This is a genomic window from Haloferax profundi, from assembly GCF_001469865.1.
GTDB classification, from domain to species: Archaea; Halobacteriota; Halobacteria; order Halobacteriales; family Haloferacaceae; genus Haloferax; species Haloferax profundi.
This window is the reverse complement of sequence record NZ_LOPV01000064.1, coordinates 1-1,746: the sequence shown is the minus strand read 5'-3', so window position 1 is coordinate 1,746 and position 1,746 is coordinate 1. Positions and strand designations below refer to the sequence as shown.

3 protein-coding genes are annotated in these 1,746 nt (G+C 52.2%); 2 read left to right on the top strand and 1 reads right to left on the bottom strand.

Going from position 1 to position 1,746, the window contains the following annotated elements:
• The first annotated feature begins 235 nt into the window (after positions 1-235).
• Positions 236-472, top strand: coding sequence for a hypothetical protein (locus AUR66_RS20345; RefSeq protein WP_082682118.1), 237 nt, complete (start codon positions 236-238; stop codon positions 470-472).
• A gap of 16 nt (positions 473-488) precedes the next feature.
• On the opposite strand, the gene AUR66_RS20340 is transcribed toward AUR66_RS20345, so the two are convergent.
• Entirely contained in the window at positions 489-716 is a 228-nt protein-coding gene (locus AUR66_RS20340) for a MarR family transcriptional regulator (protein ID WP_082682117.1), read from the bottom strand.
• Between the two features lie 298 nt (positions 717-1,014).
• On the opposite strand from AUR66_RS20340, the gene AUR66_RS03350 reads away from it, so the two are divergent.
• A complete protein-coding gene (locus tag AUR66_RS03350; protein ID WP_058571097.1) occupies positions 1,015-1,662 on the top strand; it encodes a hypothetical protein in 648 nt (215 codons plus the stop codon).
• The last annotated feature ends 84 nt before the right edge of the window (positions 1,663-1,746 follow it).

Sequence of the window (1,746 nt, the reverse complement as noted above, 5' to 3'; positions counted from 1 at the left end):
GGCTAGCGATACGGTACGCTCTTGTGTCGCGGTGTGCGTAGTTGACATTGGCTTTCTCGGACCTGAGAAGCCACCGGTCACGTGTCTCTAGCACGTGGCCTTTCTGCGAAAGACGAACCCGATGCTTCTCAGTTACAACTACGCTCTTGATCCTCTTAATACTATGCAAATTGCCCAGTTAGTTTGCACATCTACAACACCATTCTTTATAGCACAAGCATATCAATCACAGATAATGAGCTCCTCAAACCTCACTGGGACAGACAAAGCAATTTTGGATGTACTCAAACGCGGGCGGGAATCAGATGGCCCCTGGGGTATTGCGACGAAAGGCTATCTCGTCGATGAGACTGGATACTCACGCAACAGTGTGTATAACCGCCTCGAAGTGCTCGAAGCTCGTGGCTTCGTGAAACTGATCCATGAATCAACCCGGCTCTTCAAGTTCGTGAGTGATCCACGCGAAGAGTGAGGAGAGAGCTCAGCTACTACAATTCGGAGGCATCAACGTCTCCAGATAGATAGCCGAGGCCTTTGTCTGAGATTTCGTATTTGCCTCGTTCAACGCGTGTTACGAGCCCTTTTTCGACGAATTCTGACAACCGTCTGTTCACATGTGAACGATCGAATCCAGCGTTGAATGCGATAACAGTAGGCGTTAACACGAGACCGGAATTACCCAGTATCTCAAGGATCTGGTCGTCGGTCGGCTTCATCCAGTCTCCCCGTTTGCGCATACAGGAATAATTCAGAACATCCTGTTAACAGAACCGATGTATTAGATAATAATCACTAATATGTAGACTATAGTCACCACTTAGTGATTAATTTGAAGTAGTTGGCCTGAGTTGAGTAATCTAACGACTCACTGGATCACCTGGTTCCCTCAGAAAGGACCCGTGTTGTAGCACGGATCCGGTGCGGTCAGTTCAAGCCAAACCGCATGTCACCGAACACACCACCCACGCAAAAAGGTCTCGTCGCACAGCCACCCCTTTCCACGGAGGGCCACGAATGACCGACAACTCCATCGAGGACCTCGCCGCCCGGATTGATGACCTCGAAGACCGCGTTGATTCCCTCGAAACCGACAACCAACAACTCGAAGAGACAGTCGAAGCCCAAGCAGCAATCATTGATTCCCAACGAGAACAACTCACCCAATACGAGGACCGTGTTCAGGAACTCGAAACCAAACTGGCCTCGGCAACGGACCACCGCAAGCATCTCCAACAGCGCTTGCACGCGTTGGAGTCAACCGACAACACGACCACCGAGGATAACGAACCCACGTCCCCACTCCACCAACTCATCCGCCTTCCCTCGAAAGCAGTCTCTAAACTCACGGCCAACCAAGAACGCGCTCGCTTCATCGCCAAGGACATCAAAGAATACGCGACGAAAGTCCCCGCTGGCTTCGCACTCGATTCGAGCACGATTCGCACTGTCCTGCATGCAAAGGAAGGCCGAACACCCCACACTCAGACGGTCACTCGCGTCATGGACTTTCTCGATGACCTCGGGAAGGAGGCAGTGAAGATTGTGAAACGCCGAGGGACCAAGCGCGTTATCTTCTCTGAGCACGCTGTGTCGGAACTCGCAAGGACGTCACCCCAGTCCTCGCGTAGTATCACAGACGTTGTGATGGGGTGGCGACAGTGAGGGTGTGATAGACCGCGGATAGTCGTACACTCCACCAAAGGTCGTCGACACCCAACGCGGTTGAAGACGGTCTAACTAGCAGCA

What these genes read in the sequence shown, in the direction of transcription:
- AUR66_RS20345 (WP_082682118.1), top strand. Translation starts at nt 236, where the DNA reads ATGAGCTCCTCAAACCTCACTGGGACAGACAAAGCAATTTTGGATGTA.
- AUR66_RS20340 (WP_082682117.1), bottom strand. Translation starts at nt 716, where the DNA reads ATGAAGCCGACCGACGACCAGATCCTTGAGATACTGGGTAATTCCGGT.
- AUR66_RS03350 (WP_058571097.1), top strand. Translation starts at nt 1,015, where the DNA reads ATGACCGACAACTCCATCGAGGACCTCGCCGCCCGGATTGATGACCTC.